The organism is Streptomyces sp. NBC_01498, assembly GCF_036327775.1.
Classification (GTDB): domain Bacteria; phylum Actinomycetota; class Actinomycetes; order Streptomycetales; family Streptomycetaceae; genus Streptomyces.
Genome location: NZ_CP109598.1, coordinates 6,084,296 through 6,102,859, shown reverse-complemented (window position 1 = coordinate 6,102,859; position 18,564 = coordinate 6,084,296). Strand labels below are relative to the sequence as shown.

Annotated in this window: 16 protein-coding genes and 1 pseudogene; 4 read left to right on the top strand and 13 right to left on the bottom strand. The window is 69.4% G+C overall.

Annotation, left to right across the window (positions count from 1 at the left end):
• Positions 1-35: 35 nt before the first annotated feature.
• Together pafA and OG875_RS26020 are read right to left on the bottom strand one after the other, a co-directional pair.
• Positions 36-1,397, bottom strand: a complete 1,362-nt coding sequence (pafA, locus tag OG875_RS26025) for a Pup--protein ligase (RefSeq protein WP_330176658.1) — start codon at positions 1,395-1,397, stop codon at positions 36-38.
• A gap of 9 nt (positions 1,398-1,406) precedes the next feature.
• Positions 1,407-2,666, bottom strand: a complete 1,260-nt coding sequence (locus tag OG875_RS26020) for an MFS transporter (RefSeq protein ID WP_330176657.1) — start codon at positions 2,664-2,666, stop codon at positions 1,407-1,409.
• 185 nt (positions 2,667-2,851) lie between these two features.
• Between OG875_RS26020 and OG875_RS26015 the strand changes: the two genes are divergently transcribed.
• Positions 2,852-3,910 carry a LacI family DNA-binding transcriptional regulator gene (locus OG875_RS26015; RefSeq protein ID WP_330176656.1) on the top strand — a complete coding sequence of 353 codons (1,059 nt, stop codon included), beginning with the start codon at positions 2,852-2,854 and terminating at the stop codon, positions 3,908-3,910.
• A 116-nt stretch (positions 3,911-4,026) separates the two neighbouring features.
• On the opposite strand, the gene prcA is transcribed toward OG875_RS26015, so the two are convergent.
• The 6 genes and pseudogenes from prcA to arc form a co-directional block, all read right to left on the bottom strand.
• On the bottom strand, positions 4,027-4,800 hold the full coding sequence (prcA, locus tag OG875_RS26010) for a proteasome subunit alpha (protein WP_330176655.1): 774 nt from the start codon (positions 4,798-4,800) through the stop codon (positions 4,027-4,029).
• Between the two features lie 58 nt (positions 4,801-4,858).
• Positions 4,859-5,704, bottom strand: coding sequence for a proteasome subunit beta (gene prcB, locus OG875_RS26005; RefSeq protein ID WP_330176654.1), 846 nt, complete (start codon positions 5,702-5,704; stop codon positions 4,859-4,861).
• A pseudogene (locus OG875_RS26000) lies at positions 5,656-5,859 on the bottom strand (endonuclease domain-containing protein); the annotation flags it as partial. The gene prcB and the pseudogene OG875_RS26000, both read right to left, overlap by 49 nt.
• A 120-nt stretch (positions 5,860-5,979) precedes the next feature.
• Positions 5,980-6,198, bottom strand: a complete 219-nt coding sequence (locus OG875_RS25995) for a ubiquitin-like protein Pup (RefSeq protein WP_330176653.1) — start codon at positions 6,196-6,198, stop codon at positions 5,980-5,982.
• A gap of 134 nt (positions 6,199-6,332) precedes the next feature.
• Positions 6,333-7,844 carry a depupylase/deamidase Dop gene (gene dop, locus OG875_RS25990; protein ID WP_330176652.1) on the bottom strand — a complete coding sequence of 504 codons (1,512 nt, stop codon included), beginning with the start codon at positions 7,842-7,844 and terminating at the stop codon, positions 6,333-6,335.
• A 243-nt stretch (positions 7,845-8,087) separates the two neighbouring features.
• Positions 8,088-9,854 carry a proteasome ATPase gene (gene arc / locus OG875_RS25985; protein WP_330176651.1) on the bottom strand — a complete coding sequence of 589 codons (1,767 nt, stop codon included), beginning with the start codon at positions 9,852-9,854 and terminating at the stop codon, positions 8,088-8,090.
• 253 nt (positions 9,855-10,107) lie between these two features.
• Here arc and OG875_RS25980 point away from each other — a divergent pair, with 253 nt between their 5' ends.
• A complete protein-coding gene (locus tag OG875_RS25980) occupies positions 10,108-10,428 on the top strand; it encodes a ferredoxin (RefSeq protein ID WP_330176650.1) in 321 nt (106 codons plus the stop codon).
• A gap of 154 nt (positions 10,429-10,582) precedes the next feature.
• On the opposite strand, the gene OG875_RS25975 is transcribed toward OG875_RS25980, so the two are convergent.
• The 3 genes from OG875_RS25975 to OG875_RS25965 all read right to left on the bottom strand — a co-directional run bounded on the left by OG875_RS25975 (position 10,583) and on the right by OG875_RS25965 (position 13,600).
• Entirely contained in the window at positions 10,583-11,173 is a 591-nt protein-coding gene (locus OG875_RS25975; protein ID WP_330176649.1) for a hypothetical protein, read from the bottom strand.
• A 211-nt stretch (positions 11,174-11,384) separates the two neighbouring features.
• Positions 11,385-12,287, bottom strand: a complete 903-nt coding sequence (locus OG875_RS25970; protein ID WP_330176648.1) for a tRNA (adenine-N1)-methyltransferase — start codon at positions 12,285-12,287, stop codon at positions 11,385-11,387.
• Positions 12,288-12,352: 65 nt separating this feature from the next.
• Positions 12,353-13,600: a site-2 protease family protein gene (locus OG875_RS25965; RefSeq protein WP_330176647.1), complete on the bottom strand. Its 1,248-nt coding sequence runs from the start codon at positions 13,598-13,600 to the stop codon at positions 12,353-12,355.
• Between the two features lie 107 nt (positions 13,601-13,707).
• Here OG875_RS25965 and OG875_RS25960 point away from each other — a divergent pair, with 107 nt between their 5' ends.
• On the top strand, positions 13,708-14,622 hold the full coding sequence (locus tag OG875_RS25960; protein ID WP_330176646.1) for a RecB family exonuclease: 915 nt from the start codon (positions 13,708-13,710) through the stop codon (positions 14,620-14,622).
• 84 nt (positions 14,623-14,706) lie between these two features.
• Positions 14,707-15,378: a response regulator transcription factor gene (locus OG875_RS25955; protein ID WP_330176645.1), complete on the top strand. Its 672-nt coding sequence runs from the start codon at positions 14,707-14,709 to the stop codon at positions 15,376-15,378.
• Between the two features lie 150 nt (positions 15,379-15,528).
• Here the strand turns inward: OG875_RS25955 and OG875_RS25950 are convergent, their stop codons facing one another.
• Complete coding sequence (locus OG875_RS25950; RefSeq protein ID WP_330176644.1) at positions 15,529-17,133, bottom strand: ABC transporter substrate-binding protein; 1,605 nt, start codon at positions 17,131-17,133, stop codon at positions 15,529-15,531.
• Between the two features lie 463 nt (positions 17,134-17,596).
• Positions 17,597-18,298, bottom strand: coding sequence for an HAD family hydrolase (locus OG875_RS25945; RefSeq protein WP_330176643.1), 702 nt, complete (start codon positions 18,296-18,298; stop codon positions 17,597-17,599).
• Positions 18,299-18,564: the final 266 nt, after the last annotated feature.

The following is an 18,564-nucleotide window of genomic DNA, read 5'->3' as shown; positions in this document are numbered from 1 at the left end:
GACACGTTCCGGACAGCCGTCGGCCGCCCCGGCCGTCACATGCCGGCGATCAGCTTCTCCACCCGGTCGTCCACCGAACGGAAGGGGTCCTTGCACAGCACCGTGCGCTGCGCCTGGTCGTTGAGCTTGAGATGGACCCAGTCGACGGTGAAGTCCCGCCGCTGCTCCTGGGCCCGCCGGATGAAGTCCCCGCGCAGCCGCGCCCGGGTGGTCTGCGGGGGCACGGACTTGCCCTCGAAGATCTTCATGTCGTTGCAGATCCGGGCCGCCTGGCCGCGCTTCTCCAGCAGGTAGTAGAGCCCCCGGCGGCGGTGGATGTCGTGGTAGGCGAGGTCTATCTGCGCCACTCGCGGGTGGGACATGGTCATGTTGTGCTTCGCCCGGTAGCGCTCCAGGAGCTTGTACTTCATGACCCAGTCGATCTCCGTACCGATCCGGTCCAGGTCCTCCGCCTCGATGGCGTCCAGTGCCCGGCCCCAGAGCTCCAGGACCTGCTCGACGGTGCCGGTGCGGATGCCCCGGCGGTCCACGAAGTCCACGGCCTTCTCGTAGTACTCCCGCTGGATCTCGATGGCCGACGCCTCACGCCCGCTGGCCAGCCGCACCTTGCGCTGACCGGTGATGTCGTGGCTGACCTCGCGGATCGCCCGGATCGGGTTCTCCAGCGTGAGGTCACGCATCACCGTGCCCGCCTCGATCATGCGCAGCACGAGATCCGTCGCGCCGACCTTGAGGAGCATCGTGGTCTCGGACATGTTCGAGTCGCCGACGATCACATGCAGCCGGCGGTACCGCTCCGCGTCCGCGTGCGGCTCGTCACGGGTGTTGATGATCGGCCGGGAACGGGTGGTCGCGGAGCTGACCCCCTCCCAGATGTGCTCGGCACGCTGACTGACGCAGTAGACCGCGCCGCGCGGCGTCTGGAGCACCTTGCCGGCCCCGCAGATCAACTGCCGGGTGACCAGGAACGGGATGAGGATGTCCGCGAGCCGGGAGAATTCCCCGTGCCGGGCGACGAGATAATTCTCGTGGCAGCCGTAGGAGTTTCCGGCCGAATCGGTGTTGTTCTTGAAGAGATAGACGTCGCCCGCGATTCCCTCCTCGTGCAGGCGGCGTTCGGCGTCGACGAGCAGCCCTTCCAGAATGCGCTCGCCCGCCTTGTCGTGCGTGACCAGCTCGGTCACGTTGTCGCATTCGGGTGTCGCGTATTCCGGATGCGACCCCACGTCGAGGTAGAGGCGGGCGCCGTTCCGCAGGAAGACGTTGCTGCTGCGGCCCCATGACACAACACGGCGGAAGAGGTAGCGCGCCACTTCGTCAGGTGACAGCCGGCGCTGCCCCCTGAAGGTGCACGTGACGCCGTACTCGTTCTCCAGCCCGAAAATGCGTCGGTCCATGTCTGAACATTACGCCTGACGGCCTGAGCTGAAACCGGGTTGGGCCGCACCGTTGCGATCATTTTCGTCTCCGGCGCCTTCGGCGGTCTCTCCACCGGGAGCCGTGAGGACTCCCCGGGTGGCCAGCAGGACCAGCAGCGCCGCGACACCGCCCGCCCCCGCCACGGCGAAGCTCGCCGAGGTCCCGGCCAGCTCCACCGCCGGGCCCGCCACCCCCGTACCGAACGCGGCGCCCACCCCGAACGTCGTGACCAGCCAGGAGAACGCCTCCGTGACCGTGCCGCGCGGGGCGTGCCGGTCGACCACGATGAACGCGCACGCCAGCGCGGGCGCCAGGAACACCCCGGACAGCACCGCCAGCCCGGTCATGGCCACCACCCCGGGAGTCAGCGCCAGCGGCAGATAACCGGCCGCGAGCAGCGCGACGATGCCCACCAGCCGGCGTTCGGGGCTCCCCGTCCACTGCCGCGCGCCGTACGCCAGCCCGCCCACCAGCGCGCCCAGGCCGAGCGCGGCCATCAGCCAGCCGTACACCGACTCGCGTCCCTGGTCGTCCGCGTACGCCACCCCTGCCACGGTGATGGAACCGAGCGCAAGACCGACGAAGAGGAACGCGGCGAGGAGGGCGAGCAGTCCCGGCGAACGCAGCGCGCCGAGCCAGTGCGCCTCACGGGGCGCCGAACGCCAGGCGCGCGAGGGTTTCGACAGGACGACGGAGAGCGCGCCGAGGACACCGATGGCGTTGATGACGAGCAGCGCGGCGCCCGGCGACCACAGCGCGACGAGCAGGGTGACGAACAGCGGGCCCGCCGTGAACATCACCTCCTGCGCCACGGCGTCCATGGCGTACGCGCGGTGCACCCGGTCCTCCCGCTGGAGCACGCTCGGCCACAGCGCCCGCAGACCGCCTTCGAGCGGCGGGGTGAAGAATCCGGCGACCACCGCGGCCGCGTAGGCCAGGGGCAGCGGGTCGATGCCCGTGACGGCGAGGAGGACCATGCCGAGGGCGGACAGCACCGCGGCGGGGAGCTGCACGCGCGGCTGGCCGAACAGGTCCACGGCCCGGCCGAGCAGCGGCTGGCCGACCGCGGTCGACAGCCCGTAGACCGCCGCGAGGGCGCCGGCCAGGGTGTAGCCGCCGCCCGCGTCGCGGACGAACAGGACGATCGCGATGTGCCCCGTGGCGCTGGGCAGCCGCCCGACGAGCGTGCCGGCCAGCAGCCGCGCGGCGTACGGCGTCCCCAGAATGTCCGCGTAGCCCGCGGCCATGGCTCCCCCTTCGGTCCCCCGGTTCACCCGGCATCATCAAGTTGTACGTATAACGTCCGCCCTCATACGTACCATGTCCGATGCCCGCCGGTCCACCGGATACGGGCCCCGGCCGGGAGGACACGCGCTCCCCCGCACGCGCTCCGGCCGCCGCCGGGCCGCAGTCACCACGGAGGACGACACCCATGGCAGAGCCGCCGCCCGGAGGCCACCGGCCCGGCCCCGGCCCTTTCCCCGGCACGGCCGCCCGCCCCACCAGCAGGGACGTGGCACGCGCCGCCGGGGTGTCCCAGGCCACCGTCTCCCTCGTGCTCGGCGACAAGTGGCCCGGCCGGGTCTCCGAACGCACCGCCGGACATGTCCGCGACACCGCCCGCGAACTCGGCTACCGCCCCAACCTCGCCGCCCGCAACCTCCGCCTCGGCCGCACCCGGACCGCCCTCCTCGTCGTCCCCGCGCTCCCCCACGAGTTCTTCGCCCGCGTCTACACCGGCGCCGCCACCGTCGCCGCCGCGCACAGCTTCGGCGTCGTGATCTACCCCTCGCCCGAAGGCATCGGCCCCGCCAAGGACCCCTTCGCCAACGCACAGGCCGCCCTCGACGGCGTCATCGCCTCCTCCATCCCGGCCGACGCGCTCGCCGCCCTGCGCGGCACCGACCTCCCCCTGGTGATGCTCGACAGCGACCCGGACGAGTCCGGCGCCGCCGCACACGTCAACTTCGACATCGCCGGCGCCATGCGCATGATCACCGACCATCTGCTGGGGCTCGGCCACCGGCGCCTCGTCCACCTCGCCTCGGCCGTGACCTCCTGGACCTTCGCCGAACGGGCCGACGCCCTCGCCCGGTCCGTACGGGACACGCCCGGCGCCCTCGTACGCACCGTCACCTCACCCCTGGAGGTGCACGAGGCCCGCCGGGCGGCCGAACACGCCCTCAGCGGCCCCGGCCCCCGGCCCACCGCCCTCGTCTGCGACAGCGACATCCTGGCCGCCGGCGCCGTCAAGGCCGCCCGGAAACTCGGCCTGCGCGTGCCCGCCGACCTCTCCGTCACCGGCTTCGACGACCTCGCCCTCGCCACGGCGGTCGAACCCGAACTGACCACGGTGCGGCTGCCCGCCGAACAGGTCGGCGAACAGGGAATGGCGGCGCTGCTCGCCATCCTCGACGGCCGCGCACCCCGGAACACCGTGCTCCCCGTCACGCTGGTGGAACGCGGCTCGACCGCGCCCCCGCCCCACTGAAAACCGACCACTGAACACCGACCACGACGCCCCGGACAGACCGGTGCCCCGGACCGCCGCACAGGCGGTCCGGGGCACCGGGAGAACCACGCGCTCTCACCGCTCCAGGACAGTGCTCACTTCTCGGCGTCGCCGGACCCCTCGGAGCCCTCGACGTCCGACGGGGCGTCCGTCGGTGTGGACGCCGCACCGTCCGCCTCCAGCAGCCGGGCGAGCTGACGGCCCACCACACGCTTGAACTTCCGCTGCTGCGGTCGCGTCCGGTCCAGCACCGCCACCTCCAGCCGCTCGGCGGGAATCTCCCGCTCACCGCCGTTGGTGTCCCGCGACAGCGCCTGCACGGCCAGCTTCAGTGCCTCCGCGAGCGACATGCCGTCACGGTGCCGCTGGTCCAGGAACGTACTGATCTGCTCCGAACTGCCGCCCACCGCCACCGAACCGTGCTCGTCCACGATCGACCCGTCGTGCGGCAACCGGTAGATCTGGTCCCCGTCGGCCGTCGCACCCACCTCCGCGACGACCAGCTCCACCTCGTACGGCTTCTCACCGGCGCTGGAGAAGATCGTGCCCAGCGTCTGCGCGTACACGTTGGCCAGCCCACGGGCCGTCACATCGTCACGGTCGTAGGTGTATCCGCGCAGATCCGCGTAGCGGACCCCGCCGATGCGCAGATTCTCGTACTCGTTGTACTTCCCGGCGGCGGCGAAACCGATCCGGTCGTAGATCTCGCTGAACTTGTGCAGCGCGCGGGACGGGTTCTCACCGACGAAGACGATGCCGTCGGCGTACTGCAGCACAACCAGGCTGCGACCGCGGGCGATGCCCTTGCGGGCGTACTCCGCCCGGTCGGCCATGGCCTGCTGGGGTGAGACATAGAACGGCGTCGACACCGGCTATCCGTCCCTTCCTGTCAGTGACATGTCTGATCCGATCAGAAGAGGCCGGGCCTCAGAGCAACTCGGCGCGCGGACCGTCCGGCTGCTCCAGCCGGCGCTCGATGATCGCGCGGGCGGTCCGCGAGGACTCCTCGTCGGAGACCCGGCGGAAACCCTCGTCACTCATGATGTTGACGAGGGGATAGATCTTGCGCGCGACATCCGGGCCGCCGGTGGCCGAATCGTCGTCCGCCGCGTCGTACAGGGCCTGGATGACGAGCGTGACGGCCTGCTCCTCCGTCAGCCCCTCACGGAACAGCTTCTTCATCGAACCGCGCGCGAAGAGCGAGCCGGAGCCGGTCGCCGCGTACCCGTGCTCCTCGGAACGGCCGCCCGTGACGTCGTACGAGAAGATGCGGCCCTTCGCCCGGTCCACGTCCCAGCCCGCGAACAGCGGCACCACGGCCAGGCCCTGCATCGCCATGGCCAGATTGCTGCGGATCATGGTGGAGAGCCGGTTGGCCTTGCCCTCGAAGGACAGCTGCGCGCCTTCGACCTTCTCGAAGTGCTCCAGCTCCAGCTGGAAGAGCTTGACCATCTCCACCGCGAGACCCGCCGTGCCCGCGATGCCCACGGCCGAGTACTCGTCGGCCGGGAAGACCTTCTCGATGTCGCGCTGCGCGATCATGTTGCCCATGGTGGCCCGCCGGTCGCCGGCCAGGATGACCCCGCCGTCGAACGTCACGGCGACGATCGTCGTCCCGTGCGGCGCCTCGATCGCACCCTGGACGGGCGGCAGCACCCGGTTGCCCGGCAGGATCTCCGGCGAATGGACGGACAGGAAGTCCATGAACGAGGCCGAACCGGGCGTCAGGAAGGCAGCCGGCAGACGCCCGGTGCTACGAGTGTTGGCTTCCACGCGTTTCCCTCCAGATATGCGATGGCACGGCGCGGCGGGTCGGGATCGTCCCCCAACGTGCCCATGGCCGAATTGCAGTTGAAGCACCGTACGCTCCGGACCCTACCCGTCTCATGGCGGTGATCCACCTGCGCCGCAGGAGCGGGGGACGGATGACGCGCGCGGCACGGGAAGCCTTCCCCGCACCACGCGCCCCTTCAGCTCCTGGCACTCACGGCAGCGGTCCGCCGAGCATGTCGCGCGGCCCGTCGCTCAACCCGGGCAGTCGGCGACGACTACTCGCCACCTTTTTGAACAAATGAGCGAACAAAGTCCTCGGCGTTCTCCTCGAGGACGTCGTCGATCTCGTCCAGCACGGAGTCCACGTCGTCGGACAGCTTTTCCTGGCGCTCCTTGAGGTCCTCGGACTGCTGTACGTCCTCGGTCTGCTCCTCGACGTCCTCGGTGGAACGCGTCGCCTTCTGCTGGCCGCCGCCGGTGTCCTTGGTCGCCATTTCCCTCACCCCGCTCGGTTCGCCCCGCTCGATGTGACCTTCAAGATCCGACCCTACAAGCAGGGTCCGACATCGGCCCCGCAGTTCTCGCAACGTCCGGGGGCCATCTCCATGATTCCCGCACCGGGACCGTTTCAGCCGCCCGAGAGCACCCGGACCAGGTCTTCGGCCGAGCGGCACCGGTCCAGCAGGTCTTTCACGTGCTCACGGGTGCCCCGGAGGGGTTCCAGGGTCGGTACCCGCTGGAGCGAGTCGCGGCCCGGCAGGTCGAAGATGACCGAGTCCCAGGAGGCCGCGGCCACGTCGTCCGCGTACTGCTCCAGACAGCGGCCCCGGAAGTAGGCGCGGGTGTCCTCGGGAGGCTTCGCCTCGGCCCGTTCGACGTCCGGTTCGTCCAGCAGCCTGCGCATCCTGCCGCGGGCCACCAGACGGTTGTACAGGCCCTTCTCGGGGCGCACGTCCGCGTACTGGAGGTCCACCAGGTGCAGCCGCGCGGCGTCCCAGTCCAGGCTGTCCCGGCGGCGGTAGCCCTCCAGGATCTCCTTCTTGGCGACCCAGTCCAGCTCGCCCGACAGGCTCATCGGGTCGTTCTCCAGCCGGTTGAGCGTGTCCTCCCAACGGCCGAGTACGTCCCTGGTCTGCTCGTCCGCGTCGGCGCCGTAGCGCTCCTCGACATATTTGCGCGCCAGTTCGAAATACTCCATCTGGAGCTGTACGGCGGTGAGTGTCCGCCCGCTGCGCAGCGTGACCAGCTGGGCCAGGGTCGGGTCGTGCGAGACCTGGTGGAGGGTGCGTACGGGCTGGTCGACGGCCAGGTCGACGTTGATGAAACCGTCCTCGATCATGGCGAGGACCAGGGAGGTCGTGCCGAGCTTGAGATAGGTGGAGATCTCCGAGAGATTCGCGTCGCCGATGATCACATGGAGTCTGCGGTATTTCTCGGCGTCGGAGTGCGGCTCGTCCCTGGTGTTGATGATGGGCCGTTTGAGTGTGGTCTCCAGCCCGACCTCGACCTCGAAGTAGTCGGCCCGCTGGCTGATCTGGAAGCCGTGCTCGTGGCCGTCCTGGCCGATGCCGACGCGGCCGGCGCCGGTGACGACCTGGCGGGAGACGAAGAACGGGGTCAGGTGCCGCACGATGTCCGAGAACGGGGTCTCCCGTTTCATCAGGTAGTTCTCGTGCGTGCCGTAGGAGGCGCCCTTGTTGTCGGTGTTGTTCTTGTAGAGAAGGATCGGCTGGGCGCCGGGGAGCTGTCCGGCCCGTTCGGCGGCCTCGGCCATGATGCGCTCGCCGGCCTTGTCCCAGAGGACGGCGTCGCGCGGGTTGGTGATCTCCGGGGAGCTGTACTCGGGGTGCGCGTGGTCGACGTACAGCCGTGCGCCGTTGGTGAGGATCACGTTGGCCAGCCCGATGTCCTCGTCGGTGAGCTGGCTGGACTCGGCGGCCTCGCGGGCGAGGTCGAAGCCTCGTGCGTCCCGCAGCGGGTTCTCCTCCTCGAAGTCCCAGCGGGCGCGGCGCGCCCGGTGCATCGCCGCCGCGTAGGCGTTGACGATCTGGGACGAGGTGAGCATGGCATTGGCGTTCGGTTGGCCGGGGACGGAGATGCCGTACTCCGTCTCGATACCCATTACTCGCCGTACGGTCATGCGGCCCTCCTTGCCCGGCGGCGCTCCCGTTCGGGAACGGCGCTCAAGTACCGCTGTCTCTCCGGTGCGCGTGCGGTGCCCGTCCCCGCACTGCGGCACGCGGCGGTACCGCAGAGCCTAAACGCCTCTGCACTGGTGGGGAGATCGTTTCCGTCATTGCCTGTGTCGTGGCCCGTGCCGTGGAAGGTGCGGAAAGCAACCGGCTGCGGATGCCCTTCCGGACATCCGCAGCCGGTCTGTGTCCTAGAGGTACTGCCCGGTATTGGCCACCGTGTCGATGGAGCGTCCGGTGTCGGCGCCCTGCTTTCCGGTGACGAGGGTGCGGATGAAGACGATCCGCTCGCCCTTCTTGCCGGAGATACGGGCCCAGTCGTCCGGGTTGGTGGTGTTGGGCAGGTCCTCGTTCTCCTTGAACTCGTCCACGCATGCCTGGAGGAGATGGTTGACGCGGAGTCCTCGCTGGTTCTCGTCGAGGAAGTCCTTGATCGCCATCTTCTTGGCACGGTCTACGATGTTCTGGATCATCGCTCCGGAGTTGAAGTCCTTGAAGTAGAGGACTTCCTTGTCACCGTTGGCGTAGGTGACCTCCAGGAAGCGGTTCTCCTCGGATTCGGTGTACATGCGCTCGACCACCGACTGGATCATGCCCTGGACGGTGGACTCGGGAGAGCCGTTGTGCTCGGACAGGTCGTCCTCGTGCAGGGGCAGCGAGGACCGCAGGTACTTCGCGAAGATGTCCTTGGCCGCCTCGGCGTCCGGGCGCTCGATCTTGATCTTGACGTCGAGCCGGCCGGGCCGCAGGATCGCGGGGTCGATCATGTCCTCGCGGTTGGAGGCGCCGATGACGATGACGTTCTCCAGGCCCTCCACACCGTCGATCTCGGCGAGCAGCTGGGGGACGATGGTGTTCTCCACGTCCGAGCTGACACCGGATCCGCGGGTGCGGAAGAGGGATTCCATCTCGTCGAAGAAGACGATGACGGGAGTGCCCTCGCTGGCCTTCTCACGGGCCCGCTGGAAGACCAGGCGGATGTGCCGCTCGGTCTCGCCGACGTATTTGTTGAGGAGCTCCGGACCCTTGATGTTGAGGAAGTAGCTCTTGCCGGCGGGCTTGCCGCTGACTTCGGCGACCTTCTTCGCGAGTGAGTTGGCCACGGCCTTGGCGATGAGTGTCTTGCCGCAGCCGGGGGGGCCGTAGAGCAGGATGCCCTTCGGCGGGCGGAGTTCGTGCTCCTTGAAGAGGTCGGGGTGGAGATACGGGAGTTCGACGGCGTCGCGGATCATCTCGATCTGGCCGCCGAGGCCGCCGATCTTGTCGTAGTCGACGTCGGGGACCTCTTCGAGGACGAGCTCCTCGACTTCGCTCTTGGGGACCACTTCGTAGACATAGCCGGAGCGGGGTTCGAGCAGCAGGGCGTCACCGGCGCGGATGGTGATGTCGAGCAGCGGCTCGGCGAGCCGTACCACCCGTTCCTCGTCGGTGTGCCCGACGACCAGGGCGCGCTCGCCGTCCTCGAGGATCTCCTTGAGGGTGACGATGTCCCCGGCCCGTTCGAACTCCATGGCCTCGACCACGTTGAGGGCCTCGTTGAGCATCACTTCCTGGCCGCGCCGGAGCTGTTCGAGCTCGACGCCGGGGCTGACGTTCACCCGGAGTTTGCGGCCTCCGGTGAAGATGTCGGCCGTGTCGTCCTCGTTCGCCTGTAGGAAGACGCCGAATCCGGCGGGGGGCTGCGCGAGTCTGTCGACCTCTTCCTTGAGGGCGACGATCTGGTCGCGGGCCTCACGCAGCGTGTTGGCGAGCCGCTCGTTCTGGGCGGACACGCCTGCCAGATTTGTCTGCAGTTCGACGATGCGCTCTTCGAGAATTCGCGTATGCCGCGGAGAGTCGGCGAGCTTACGTCGCAGGACGGCGATTTCCTGCTCGAGATAGGCAACCTGGCCGGCCGGGTCTTCAGACCCTCGCCCGGGCCGGATGCCGCGGTTGATGTCGTCGTCGTGGGCTGCCACGGTCCTCACCTCCTCCAAGGGGAGCTGGACGCTTCCTGACCCTACCTGGGTAGGTGGTGATTAAAACCCCTAGATCACAAAGACGGTCGGGGTGTGTCCGATCTTCACCCTTGCGCTCTCCCTCACGCCAGGGGAATACCCACCGTTCAACATCGGAAAGCGGCCGGTTGTATCGTCGGGATGGTCAACACCCGTCAGGGCTGGCATGACTTGCCCGAGATCGTCTCATCCGACGCAGGAAACGGCAGGAGATATGACCGTGCAGCAGCAGGCTCCGACCGAAGTGGCCACAGGGGTCGGTGAGGCGCTGGAGGTCTGGATCGATCAGGACCTCTGCACCGGTGACGGGATCTGTGCGCAGTACGCCCCGGATGTGTTCGAGCTGGACATTGACGGGCTGGCGTACGTGAAGAGCGAGGACGACGAGCTGCTACAGGCTCCGGGGGCCACGACGCGGGTGCCGCTGCCGCTGTTGCGGGACGTGGTGGATTCGGCCAAGGAGTGCCCGGGTGACTGCATTCATGTGCGTCGGGTTTCGGACAGGGTCGAGGTGTACGGGCCCGACGCGGAGTAGCCGCGCGGGGGGCCGACCCGGTCGGCGGGGGTCGGGTTACGCCGTCGGCGTAGTCCCGCCGGTGTCACGGACTGTCACCGGACACGGTGCACGGTGACGCTCCGACGCGAGTGGTGACTCCTCGCCGTCCGCCGGGTGGATCCCCGCGACCGGCTCAGACGCTCCGTGACGCGTTCTGGGTGCTCCGTACGAAGGCGCCGTTCGCCCATTCCCAGGTGAGCCGCTGCTCCTCGTCGGGGCAGCAGGACGGGATGTCCGGTCCGGAGTAGCCGAGGAGCCGGGCCCGGACGAGGCCGTCGCGTATGTCCAGGTCGGTGACGCTCCGGCGGTCGGCGGGATTCACGAGGGTGGCCACGACGCGGGGGGCGCCGTCCTTGGTGGTGGTGAGGACGTAGAGGCCGTGCGGCGGGGTGCCCGAGCCGGCGTCGCAGCGGGCGGCCGCCACGGTTTCGGGGTTGCCGTCGCCGTCGAGGTCCCCGGCCGCTTCCTCCGTCACGCGTACGGTCACGTCCCCGCAGTCCAGCGGGAGGTCGGCGGTGGCGGGGTCGGGGGCGGGCCGTGCCGCCGCAGCCGTGTCGGGAGCGGTGTGTCCGGCGGACGCGGTGCCGGTCTGGGTGGCGGTGGCGGCGTCGGGCTGGAGCAGACCGGCGGCGGCCACGACGGCGGCCATCGCGGTGGCCGTGGCGAGCCAGTGCACCGGACGCGGTCGGGTGTGCGCGAGGTCCGGGACGTCGGAGGTCTGCACGCGGTGTCTCCTGTGAAGGCGGTGCCGGTGGGGGTGGCGTGAATGGTGCCACACGTCACAGGGCAGCGGAACAGCGGGGTGAGCGTGGCTGCCGCAACACGACGACGCCGCCGTCGAGTTCACCCGGTGCGCGGGTGAACTCGGCGGCGGCGTCGTTGTGTTGCGGTGGAAGCGGTGATCCGGCGCGCGTGGGCCGGGTGGTGACGCGGCGTCAGCCGCGGGAGCCGCTGCCGCTTCCGGGGCCGTCGTAGTCGTCGCCGTAGGCGCCCTTGGAGGGGCGGCGGCGGCGCAGCGGCGGTTCGACGCCGTCGGCGAGGCGGCGGGCGGTGACGAGGAAGCCGGTGTGCCCGATCATGCGGTGGTCGGGGCGGACGGCGAGTCCCTCGACGTGCCAGTTGCGGACCATCGATTCCCAGGCGGCGGGCTCGTTGAAGGAGCCGTGCTCGCGGATGGTCTCGACGGTGCGGGCGAGCTGGGTGGTGGTGGCGACGTAGGCGCAGAGGATGCCGCCCGGTACGAGGGCCTTGGAGACCGGCTCGACACATTCCCAGGGGGCCAGCATGTCCAGGACGACCCGGTCGACCTCGGTGTCGGTGAGGTTGTCCTGGAGGTCGCCGACGGTGAGCTGCCACGCGGGGTGGGGGCCGCCGAAGTAGCGCTCGACGTTCTGCCGGGCGATGTCGGCGAAGTCCTGCCGGCGCTCGTAGGAGTGCAGCATGCCCTGGTCACCGATGGCGCGCAGCAGGAAGCTGCTGAGCGAGCCCGATCCCACTCCGGCTTCGACGATGCGGGCGCCGGGGAAGATGTCGGCGAAGGCCAGGATCTGGCCCGCGTCCTTGGGGTAGACCACGGCGGCGCCGCGGGGCATGGACAGGACGTAGTCGGGGAGCAGGGGGCGCAGCGCGAGGTAGGCGACGTTTCCCGTGGTGCGGACAACACTGCCCTCGGGGGCACCGATCAGCTCGTCGTGGGGGAAGGAACCCTTGTGGGTGTGGAAATTCTTCCCGGCTTCGAGCGTGAAGGTGTAGTGGCGTCCCTTGGGGTCGGTGAGCTGGACCTGGTCCCCGACCTTGAAGGGGCCGCGACGTCGGGCGGCACCGGTCGGTTCGGACATGCGGTCAGACTACCTGCTCCATTTGGGGTGTCCTTACGTGGCCGGGGCCGGGCCGGTGCGGGGGTTCAGGTGGTGTCGGGCCTGGCCATGGCGGCGACGAAGGCGCGTTCGACGTCGGCGGTCGCGAGGACTCCGTAGATCTCGCCGGTGTCCTCGACGACGAGGTATTCGGTGGCGGGGTTGGCGCGGAGGCGGTCGAGGAGTGCTTCTCCGGCGAGTTCGGCGGGGATCTTCATGCCGTCGGTGAGGTCCTGGGCGAGTTCGCTGACGGCGACCCAGGGGCGGCGGTGGGTGGGGACGCCGACGATGGCGGCTTCGCGGACGAGGGCGGTGGGTTCGCCCTGTCCGTCCACGACGACGAGGGCGCGGGCGCCGGCTTCGTTGGCGCGGCGGAGTGCCTCGGAGAGGGGGGTGGTGGATTCGACGGGGACGGCGCGGCGGGTGAGGGTCCGGGCGCGGAGGTCGGGGAGGTGTTCGCGGAGGCGGGCCATGCGGAGGCTGTTGCCGGCGCCGGTCCAGATGATGGCGGCGAGGATGGCGGCGAGGAGTGCGTCGGTGACGGTTTCGACGCCGCCGATGTCCTTGGTGGAGTTGCCGAGGGCTCCGGTGTGGGTGAGGAGGGGGAGGCCGATGAGGACGGCGACGGCGAGGGCGCGGCCGACCCAGGCGGCGGCGACGGTGCCGGCCATGGGTTTGCCGGTGATCTTCCAGACGACTGCGCGGAGCATGCGACCGCCGTCGAGGGGAAGGCCGGGCAGGAGGTTGAAGGCGGCGACGATGAGGTTGGAGATCATCAGTCCGGCGAGGAGCACGGCGGGGACGGTGCCGGGCCGGACGGCGCCGAGGGTGAGGTAGAAGAAACCGGCGAGGACGAGGGAGAGGAGGGGGCCGACGAAGGCGAGCGTGAATTCGCGGCCGGGGGTCTCGGACTCTTTCTCGATCTCGGAGACGCCGCCGAAGAACTGGAGCTGGATGCGGCGTACGGGGAGTTTGTAGTGGAGGGCGACGACGGTGTGGGCGAGTTCGTGAACGAGCACGGAGGCGTAGAAGGCGACGGCGAAGAAGAGGGCGACGAGGTAGCGGATGCCGCCGAGTTCGGGGAGTACGCGGTCGAGTTGGCCGCCGAAGACCCAGGTGATGAGGGCCGCGACGAGGAACCAGCTGGGGGCGACGTAGACGGGCACGCCGAAGGGGCGGCCCATGAGGATGCCGCCGCCGGGGTCGTCGGGTCGTTTGCGCCTCTTGTCGGGGGGCGTGTCCTCAGGACCGGACTGCGGCCTTCCGCTGTCGCCGCTCTCGTCGTCCTTTTTCACGTCGTCCCTTCGTCGCGGCGTGTTCGCTCGCTCGGTGGTCGTGGGTGCGCGGTCTCGGGTCGATGGTATTCCGCTCGCTGTCAGTGGCGAGCCGTAGGGTCTGCGTCATGAGTACGAGTCAGCAGCCCAGTTCGCTCTCGCCGTCGCGTGCGAGTGACTTCATGCAGTGCCCTCTGCTGTACCGGTTCCGGGTGATCGACAAGTTGCCGGAGCGGCCGAGTGAGGCGGCGACGCGGGGGACGCTGGTGCACGCGGTACTGGAGCGGCTGTTCGATGCTCCCGCTGTCGAGCGTACGGCGCCGCGTGCCCGGTCGTTGGTCCCGGGGCAGTGGGAGCGGTTGCTGGAGTCGAGGCCGGAGCTGGCCGGGCTGTTCGCGGGGGACGAGGGGGGTGAGCGGCTGGGGCGCTGGCTGTCGGAGGCGGAGCTGCTGGTGGAGCGGTGGTTCTCGTTGGAGGACCCGACGCGTCTGGAGCCGGCCGAGCGCGAGTTGTTCGTGGAGACGGAGCTGGAGTCGGGGCTGCGGTTGCGGGGGGTGATCGACCGGGTGGATGTGGCGCCGTCGGGTGAGGTGCGGATCGTGGACTACAAGACGGGGAAGGCGCCGCGTCCGGAGTACGCGGAGGGGGCGCTGTTCCAGATGAAGTTCTACGCGCTGGTGGTGTGGCGGTGGAAGCGGGTGGTGCCGCGGCGGCTTCAGCTGGTGTATCTGGGCAGTGGCGACGTGGTGACGTACGACCCGGTGCCGGAGGATCTGGAGCGGGTGGAGCGGAAGTTGCTGGCGTTGTGGGAGGCGATCCGGGAGGCGACCCGGACGGGTGACTGGCGGCCTCGGCCGACGAAGCTGTGCGGCTGGTGTGATCATCAGGCGGTGTGTCCGGAGTTCGGCGGGACGCCGCCGGTGTATCCGCTGACGGTGCCGCCCCGGCAGGGTACGGAGCCGTCGCCGGTCACGGAGCCGGGGCCGCCGGTGGCGGTGCCGGAGGGAGAGGGCGTCCCGGTGGAGCCGGTCCGGGGGGTGTGAGGGGCGGTCGTGCGTGCCCGCCGCCGGGGTGGCCGGGCGCGCAGGGCAGAATGGTCCGGGATCTGTCCCAGCGAAGGAGTTCCCGTGGCGATCCGCGTCCTACTGGTCGACGACCAGCCACTGCTGCGCACCGGTTTCCGGATGATCCTGGAGGCCGAGCAGGAGATCGCGGTCGTCGGTGAGGCCGGGGACGGCCTTCAGGCCATCGATCAGGTCCGGGCGCTCCAGCCCGACGTCGTACTGATGGACATCCGGATGCCGAGGATGGACGGGGTGGAGGCGACGCGCCAGATCACCGGTCCGGGCAAGGACGGTCCCGCGAAGGTGCTGGTGCTGACCACGTTCGACCTGGACGAGTACGTGGTGGAGGCGCTGCGCGCCGGGGCCAGCGGTTTTCTGCTGAAGGACGCGCCGGCGAACGAGCTGGTGCAGGCGATCCGGGTGGTGGCCGCCGGTGAGGCGATGCTGGCGCCGAGTGTCACCCGCAGGCTGCTGGACAAGTACGCGGATCATCTGCCGTCGGGCGAGGAGCGGGTGCCGGACACGCTGCACACGCTGACCGACCGGGAGGTCGAGGTGCTGAAGCTGGTGGCGCGGGGGCTGTCGAACGCGGAGATCGCGGCGGACCTGTTCGTCAGCGAGACGACGGTGAAGACGCATGTGGGCCATGTGCTGACGAAGCTGGGTCTGCGGGACCGGGTGCAGGCGGCGGTGTACGCGTACGAGAGCGGTCTGGTGCGGCCGGGCGCCCAGTAGGACGGTGGGGCGCGGGCGCGGCCGTGGTCGCCGCGACCCGTACGGCGGGCGCGTGACGTGACGTGGCGTGGTGCGGCGTGAGGAAGGGTCCCCGGCATCGTGTGGATGCCGGGGACCTCTGTCGTCGGGGGTGGGACCGCCGGGGGCGGGTCAGACGGCGCTGCCGGTGCCCAGTTCCCACAGGAGCAGTTCGCCCGAGGGGTTGAGGGCCCATTCGACGCCGGAGATGTCGTCGGCGGCGGCGACGTACTGCTTGCCCTGCCAGAGCGGCAGGACCGGCACGTCCTCGGCGACGATGTCCTGTATCTCCGTGAACGGTTTGACGGCGGCGCTGCGCTCGGCCTCGCGGCGGGACAGCGGGATCAGCTCGTCACTGATCTTCTTGTTCGAGTAGGGCGAGTTGAGGAAGTTGTCCGTGTCGAGGAACGGCGCGACGTAGTTGTCCGGGTCCGGGAAGTCGGGGAACCAGCCCATGCCGTAGACGGTGTAGTCGCCCCGGGTCTGCGCGGGACGGAACTTGGACCACTCGGTGCCCTTGATGTCGACCTTGAAGAGGCCGCTGGAGTTGAGCTGCTGCTGGAGCGTCTTGAACTCCTTGGCGGTGGCCTCGCCGTAGTGGTCGGTGGTGTAGTTCAGGGTGAAGGTGACGGGCGTCTCGACGCCGGCCTCTTCGAGGAGCCGGGCGGCCTCGGCCCGGTCGGGCTCGCCGTACTTGTTGAAGAACGAGTTGGTGTGCGTGGTGATCGTCGCCGGGATCAGCGAGTAGAGCGGCTGGGCCATGGAGCCGTACACCTCGGAGGCGATCTGGCCCCGGTCCACGAGGGAGGCGACGGCCTGGCGTACGGCCTTGTCCTTCACGACGGGCTCGTCGGTGTCGAAGACGAGGTAGCGGATCTCCACCCCGGGCATCTGGGTGAGTTCGACGCTGTCGTCGGGCTTGGTCACCATGGAGACGATCTGTTCGGGCGACATGGTGCGGGCCATGACGTCGATCTCGCCGGAGTCGAGCGCCTTGCCCATGGCGGCGGCGTCGGCGAAGGGGCGCAGTTCGACCTTGCTGTTGCTGAGTTTGAGGTCGCCCTTGTACGCGTCGTTCCTGGTGAAGACGGCCTTGGTGATGTGGTCGCCGTCCACCTCGGCCTTGAAGGTGTAGGGGCCCGAGCCGTTCACCTCGAAGCCGTCGCGGAGCTTCTTGCCGTCGTAGGAGGCGGGGTCGACGATGCCCGCGACGGGGGTGGAGAGCTTGTACGGGAAGGTGGCGTCGGGGGTCTTCAGGTGGAAGACGACCTCGGTGTCGCTGGGCGTCTCGACGGTGTCGATGTTCTTGAAGAGGCCCACGGCGCCGGCCTCGGAGTTGATGGTGAGGACGCGCTCGATGGAGAACTTCACGTCCTCCGAGGTGATCTCGGTGCCACCGGCGAAGGTCAGTCCCTCGCGCAGTTCGCAGCGGTAGCTCTGGTTCTGCTTGTCCGAGAACGCGCAGTTGGAGGCGGCGTCGGGGACGGGGGCGCCGCCGCCGCGCGGGATGTGCATGAGCGTCTGGAGGGACTGGCGCAGGATGTTCCAGGAGCCGGTGTCGTAGGCGAACGCCGGGTCGAGCGGCGCCGGCGTCTCCTCGGTGGCGGTGAACTGGTCCGTGGTGCCGACGACTATGGCGTCTCCGCCGCCGTCGGAGCCGTTCGAACCGCCGCAGGCGACGAGCACCGGGGCGAGCAGACCGGCGATCACCGGCAGCACGAGACTCTTGCGCATCATCCTGGACGTACTCCTCATCCGAACACCCTGCGTTCCAACGGTGGTTGAGAATCTCGCGACGTGATGACCGTCGGAACAGACCGTGGAGGCGGTGAACGAGTGGCGAAGTTCTCGCGATGAGATTAGTCCTCAGGTGCGGATGTGATGAACCGGGCCCACTTCGGGCGTAATCGCGGAGTGATCGGGAATTGCCCGAATGCGGGGGCACCCTCGGAGAAGAATTCGCGCATCGGGTGGCAAACCAGGACGCATGGGTGCCCGCTTCGATGAAGCCCGCGGGCAGCGCCGTGCGGCGGAACGGGCGTGATCACTTTTGGCGAGAGCACGGAGAGTGACATAAGTCACCCGATTTCCCCTCGGCTTTTGTTGATCACCCCCCAAGTGATCAACAGAGAGTCGTGGCAAGCGCTTACCGAATACCCTGGGCTTTCGATAATTTCAGGGGCCACGCTCTGTATGCCTATCAGTCTCGCCGCGTCATCAGACCACGCAGGAATTCCAGATCGACGTCTTCGAGCGAGCGAACGACGACCCGGCCCTCGGCGGGCGCGATGGGCGCGACGGACGGGACGGCGACCACCCGGCAGCCGGCGGCCTCGGCGGACGCCACCCCGGTCGCGGTGTCCTCGACGACGGCGCATCTGGAGGGGGTGGCGCCGAGCCGGCGCGCGGCGAGCAGATACGGGTCGGGGTGCGGCTTGGTGTTCATCACCTCGTCACCGGCCACGGTGAGGGCGAAGTGGTGGCGGCCGACGGATTCCAGCACCCGGTCGATGATGCGCCGGTGGGAGGCGGAGACCAGGGCGGTGGGCACGCCGTGCCGGGCGAGTTCGGCGAGGAGCCGGGCCGCGCCGGGCATCAGCGGGACGTCGAGGCCGATGCGCTCCTCGAAGCGGTCGTTGAGCAGGACGGTCAGCTCGTCCAGGGTGATGTCCGCCCCGGTGGCCTCGATGAGATAGCCGGCGCTCCTGGTCATGGGGCCGCCGACGACGATGTCGCGCCATGCCTCGTCCAGGGGGTGGCCGAGGTCCTTGAAGACGGCGACCTCGGTGTCCCACCAGAAGCCCTCGGTGTCGACCAGGGTGCCGTCCATGTCGAGCAGCACGGCCTGAAGGGTCGAGCCTTCGGCCGTACGGGTCAGGGACGCGGGAACCGTACTGGTCATGCGGCGCACCTCCGGGAGGGACGAGAGGGCCGGTCACCTTTCCCGGCGGGAATTCCCGCCGGGTCCGGGGACCGGCCCGCACTGGACCGACAAGTGTACGGCTCGCCCCGGCGAAGCGCCCGGTGAGCGCGACAGCTCGCCTCTGCCGGGCTCGTGGTCCCGCCGCCGAGCGGCTCGCTGTCCCCGCCGCCGGGCCCCTGGCCGACGTCCGCCGGGGCCCGTGTCCGGTTCCTGTCCGTCTCGCCTGTCCGCGTCATCTGTCCACG

Excerpts from the sequence above, each read along its gene's own strand:
- pafA (WP_330176658.1), bottom strand. The coding sequence starts at position 1,397 with ATGGACCGACGCATTTTCGGGCTGGAGAACGAGTACGGCGTCACGTGC.
- OG875_RS26020 (WP_330176657.1), bottom strand. The coding sequence starts at position 2,666 with ATGGCCGCGGGCTACGCGGACATTCTGGGGACGCCGTACGCCGCGCGG.
- OG875_RS26015 (WP_330176656.1), top strand. The coding sequence starts at position 2,852 with ATGGCAGAGCCGCCGCCCGGAGGCCACCGGCCCGGCCCCGGCCCTTTC.
- OG875_RS25995 (WP_330176653.1), bottom strand. The coding sequence starts at position 6,198 with ATGGCGACCAAGGACACCGGCGGCGGCCAGCAGAAGGCGACGCGTTCC.
- dop (WP_330176652.1), bottom strand. The coding sequence starts at position 7,844 with ATGACCGTACGGCGAGTAATGGGTATCGAGACGGAGTACGGCATCTCC.
- OG875_RS25980 (WP_330176650.1), top strand. The coding sequence starts at position 10,108 with ATGACCGTGCAGCAGCAGGCTCCGACCGAAGTGGCCACAGGGGTCGGT.
- OG875_RS25970 (WP_330176648.1), bottom strand. The coding sequence starts at position 12,287 with ATGTCCGAACCGACCGGTGCCGCCCGACGTCGCGGCCCCTTCAAGGTC.
- OG875_RS25960 (WP_330176646.1), top strand. The coding sequence starts at position 13,708 with ATGAGTACGAGTCAGCAGCCCAGTTCGCTCTCGCCGTCGCGTGCGAGT.
- OG875_RS25950 (WP_330176644.1), bottom strand. The coding sequence starts at position 17,133 with ATGATGCGCAAGAGTCTCGTGCTGCCGGTGATCGCCGGTCTGCTCGCC.
- OG875_RS25945 (WP_330176643.1), bottom strand. The coding sequence starts at position 18,298 with ATGACCAGTACGGTTCCCGCGTCCCTGACCCGTACGGCCGAAGGCTCG.